This is a genomic window from Streptomyces sp. NPDC059900 (genome assembly GCF_050270335.1).
GTDB lineage: Bacteria > Actinomycetota > Actinomycetes > Streptomycetales > Streptomycetaceae > Streptomyces.
On record NZ_JBNNJZ010000603.1, the window covers coordinates 1 to 4,755 of the forward strand.

Sequence of the window (4,755 nt, forward strand, 5' to 3'; positions counted from 1 at the left end):
GGTCAGCAGGGTCAGGGCACATCAGGGCTGATGCCTGGCAGCGGCGGTGAGGCCGCGTGCCGGTCGGCCATTGAATCCCGGACGAGATGTGGATCTTTTGGCCGGTACGTATGAACGACCTGTGCCGATTCTGCCTCACCGTACGGTACGTACGGGACCGAATACCCCGTACGCATATCCCTGTCGCGCCCCGGCGGCTACCCCCGCAGATCCACGAGCAGCGGCGGAGCGTGCTCGCCGCGCACATCCGTCAACGAAAGCACCGCATGTCCCGCGGGCACCCCGTGCGCCAGTTCGGAGGCTGACCACCGCTCGCGCTCGACCTGGCGGACGGTGACGGCGTCCCTCGTCACGGCCTTGCCCGTGACGAGTTTGCGCAGGGCGTGCAGGGCGCGGGTCATCGGCTGGTCGGCGAAGACGGCGTGCTGGGCGACCTCGCGGGTCTCGATCCACGAGGTGCCCCACGCCTCCGCGAAGCGTCTGCCGTCCCATGTGGTGACGCCTGAGAACGCCATACGGCAGCCGACGGTCGCGTACAGCGGCCCCTGGAGTGCCTCGGGTACGTCACTGACGGTACGCAGGGCGAGGAGCACCCCGGCGTTCACGGACCGCAGGCGCTGGATTCCCTGGATCGTCTCGTCGGTCACCGTGCGGGTGGCGTCGTCCAGGACCAGGCAGACGAAGTGCTCGCGGTCGCCGCGGCTGTGCACCACCGAGTTGAACTGGGCCAGGACAAGACGCGTGATCAGCCGCGAGGCCTCGCCGTGGCCGCGCTCGGGCAGGTCGATGCGTACGCGCATGGGGTGATGCATCACCGCGCGCAGGGAGAACGGGCTGTCGCTCCCCGAGTCGAAGAACTCGGCGAAGGCGGGGCGGTCGAGGAGGGCGAGCCGGTCGGCGAGCGCCGGTCCCGGATCGGCCGCGCTGCCCTGCTGGCGGACCCGCGCGTCGAGTTCGCGCCGCATCACGGCGTGCTCGTCGGACCGCAGGGCGTCGTGCAGCCCCGACAGGGCCGCGGGCACGCCTTCGAGCAGTTCGCGCAGGGCGGGCACCGAGGGGAAGCGGCCGTACGCCGCCCAGTAGGGGCCGAGCACCTGGGCCAGCGTCGTCGCCGCGCGGCGGCTGTCGACGGCGGCGAGGTCGCCGACAAGCCCCTCGGCAAGGAAGGACGCGGCCTCGTCGGGGTCCGACGTGCCCGCGTAGAGGTCGAGGTCGTGCACGGAGGCGGGGTCGCCGATCTTGACGACGACGTCATAGCCGTCGTCACCGCCGAGCGGCGTACCGGCCGCGCAGACCGCGACGACCGCGCACTGGCCGGTGAGCGCTTGCAGGGAGAGGGATTCCACGACCGGGCGGACGAGCCGCTCGGTCTTGCCCGCCCCGGAGGGGCCGACCGCCAGGAGCGAGGTGCCCAGGGCGGCGGACTCCAGGGCGACGCCCGCGCCGCGGCTGCCGGCGGGGTTGCGGTCCTCGGGCACGCACCGGCCGATGCGGACCTGCCCGGTCAGCAGGTCGTGGGTCGCCGTGCGGGAGGGCAGGTCCCGCGCTCCGGAGGGGTGCGTCCAGGCGGCCCCGCCCTGTCGCTGCACCATGTCGTCGAACGCGTCGCGCAGCGCGGGGTTCCCGTCCGCCGTGCTCCACACCCGGCGCACGCGCACACAGTCGACGTCGTTCATCTGCCCGCTCAGCACCGCGGCGGACAGCACGTCAGCGGCCTTGTCCCGGCCCGCTCCCCTGAGCTGCGGCCACTGGGCCCGCGACACCACGGGCGCGGGCTGCCGGGGAGGCGCGGGCACGGCGCCGTTCTTGGCGGGCCGCGGCCGGGCGAGCCAGGTGCGCAGGAGGCCCGCCCAGTCACCCAGCTTCGCGAACGGCCAGAGGACCGCCGCGGTGATCAGCACATAGAGGCCGTAGGTGACGATCTCGTTCTGGAAGATCGTGTACCCGCCCGAGAACAGCGCGGTCAGGGACCACACGGCGGTGGCCACCGGCAGCGGATCCCAGGAGATGCCGGGGAAGGCCTCCGGCCAGACGAACATCAGCACGATCAGCGCGCCGATCGCCGCGCGGACGGCACGGCCGGGCTGTTCCCGCCGGGCGATGACGTGCCGCAGCGCCTCGGCCCAGTTCCCGATGCGGCCGACTCCGTAGACCAGCAGCCCGAAGAAGACGCCGCTGACGGCGGTCAGGGCTTCGAAGCCCTGCCACATGTCCCGCCGGGGGCTGAGGGTCCCCGGATAGAACCACTCCGCCCGGACGAAGAGCCTGATGATCGCCCCCTGGTAGGGGATCAGGGCCTGGCGCCACATCGACCAGAGGAAGAGACCGATCGCCAGGGAGATCGCGACCCCGGCCACCAGGGCCCGGTCCATCCGCTGCCGGCCCCCGTCGCCCTCCGGCGGCGGAACGTGCCGGAACCGCCAGATGCCGAGCCCCGCCTCGGGCCGCGGCGCGGACAGCCAGTCGGCGACGGCCGACAGCGCGCCGGGCGGCCGGCGCGGCACCGGGGGCAGCCCGGCGGGGGGCGCGGGCGGCGGGGCGTGCGCCGGACGCGGCACGGGGGTGGCATGCGTGCCGTGCGCGTCCTGCGTGCCGTCGGAATCCATGATCCTTGCCCCCTGGACTGCCGTTCTCCTGGTTCGCGGCTCAATCTAGTGCCCCCGCAGGGGGAGTTCATCGAATACGCGCCCGGGACCTGCGAGAACACCCCGCCTCCACTCGATCGCCCAAAGGGACGAAAGCCGCACCCCGCCCACGCGCCGCTATGTCCACCACGGACAACCGCCACGCCGAACAACTCCCCCGTGGAGCATGCCCGGCCCTGCCCTCCGCCCCTAACCTGCGAAGAAAGCAAGCATTCGAGCGTCCGACTCGCCCCACCCCCAGGAGCACCCCATGACCGCACTTCCGCAGGAGCGCCGCGTCGTCACCGCCATTCCCGGGCCGAAGTCTCAGGAACTGCAGGCCCGCCGTACCGCCACGGTCGCCGGTGGTGTGGGTTCCGTGCTGCCCGTCTTCGCGGCGCGCGCCGGGGGCGGCATCATCGAGGACGTCGACGGCAACCGCTTCATCGACTTCGGCTCCGGCATCGCCGTGACGTCCGTCGGTGCCAGCGCCGAGGCCGTCGTACGCCGTGCGACCGCGCAGCTCGCCGACTTCACGCACACCTGTTTCATGGTCACGCCCTACGAGGGGTACGTCGCCGTCGCCGAGCAGCTCGCCGAGCTGACGCCGGGTGACCACGAGAAGAAGTCCGCGCTCTTCAACTCCGGCGCCGAGGCCGTCGAGAACGCCGTCAAGATCGCCCGTGCGCACACCAAGCGCCAGGCCGTCGTCGTCTTCGACCACGGCTACCACGGCCGTACGAACCTCACGATGGCGCTGACCGCCAAGAACATGCCGTACAAGAACGGCTTCGGCCCGTTCGCGCCCGAGGTCTACCGCGTCCCGGTGGCCTACGGCTACCGCTGGCCCACGGGCGAGGAGAACGCCGGTCCCGAGGCCGCCAAGCAGGCCATCGACATGATCGGCAAGCAGATCGGCGCCGAGAATGTCGCCGCGATCATCATCGAGCCGGTGCTCGGCGAGGGCGGCTTCATCGAGCCCGCCAAGGGCTTCCTGCCCGAGATCGTGAAGTTCGCCAACGACAACGGCATCGTCTTCGTCGCCGACGAGATCCAGTCCGGCTTCTGCCGCACCGGCCAGTGGTTCGCGTGCGAGGACGAGGGCATCGTCCCCGACCTCATCACGACCGCCAAGGGCATCGCGGGCGGCCTGCCGCTCGCCGCCGTCACGGGCCGCGCCGAGATCATGGACGCCGCGCACTCCGGCGGCCTCGGCGGCACCTACGGCGGCAACCCGGTGGCCTGCGCCGGTGCGCTCGGCGCCATCGAGACGATGAAGGAGCTCGACCTCAACGCCAAGGCGAAGGCCATCGAGGCGACGATGAAGGCCCGCCTGAACGCCATCGCGGAGAAGTACGACATCGTCGGCGACGTCCGCGGCCGTGGCGCGATGATCGCCATCGAGCTGGTCAAGGACCGCGCCACGAAGGAGCCGAACGCCGAGGCGACGGCAGCGCTGGCCAAGGCCTGCCACGCCGAGGGCCTGCTCGTCCTCACCTGCGGCACGTACGGCAACGTCCTGCGCTTCCTGCCGCCGCTGGTCATCGGCGAGGACCTGCTGACCGAGGGGCTGGACATCATCGAGGCCGCGTTCGCACGCATCTGACCGCACCTTTTCGGTACCGGTTGCCGGAGCCGGGATCGCCCCGAAAAATGGGGATGATCCCGGCTCCGTATGTGTCGGCACATGCCCCTGACGTGTGCACACCTCGCATGGTGCAGAAGCGGTGACCTGGGGTTACCGTCAGGGCGTGTGAAGAACGTGTGCGGGCCCCATGACGGGTTGCCGTTCCGCCTGTCGGACCGGTCGCCACCTGACGTACGGTTTCTGCAGATGAGAGAAACACCCCGCCCACAGGGGACTGTGGGCGACACCGGGACGGAGCCTCCCCAGCCCCGTCTTGGTCGTGCCCTCGCGCACACACCCGGAGTTACTGGCTCCGGAACTCCTCACCGATCGGATGCCCGCCCGCCCCAAACCCCCCGGGGCGTGCGGAACACCGGTCAGGTCGGGGGCCCCCCCCCCAACCCCCCCCGGGGCGGGGGGGCCCCCCCCGCGGCGGCCCGGGGGGGGGGCCCCCCCCCGCGACGGGGGGCACGGTCCGTCTGGTGGCGGAGCGAACCACTACTG

General features: G+C 71.9%; 2 protein-coding genes. One reads left to right on the plus strand and one right to left on the minus strand.

The genetic code is table 11. From position 1 onward, the window contains the following. Nucleotides 1-197: 197 nt before the first annotated feature. On the minus strand, nucleotides 198-2,606 hold the full coding sequence (locus tag ACQKIP_RS40090; RefSeq protein ID WP_365866637.1) for an ATP/GTP-binding protein: 2,409 nt from the start codon (nucleotides 2,604-2,606) through the stop codon (nucleotides 198-200). Nucleotides 2,607-2,895: 289 nt separating this feature from the next. Here ACQKIP_RS40090 and gabT point away from each other — a divergent pair, with 289 nt between their 5' ends. Further along, entirely contained in the window at nucleotides 2,896-4,230 is a 1,335-nt protein-coding gene (gene gabT / locus ACQKIP_RS40095; protein ID WP_365866635.1) for a 4-aminobutyrate--2-oxoglutarate transaminase, read from the plus strand. Nucleotides 4,231-4,755: the final 525 nt, after the last annotated feature.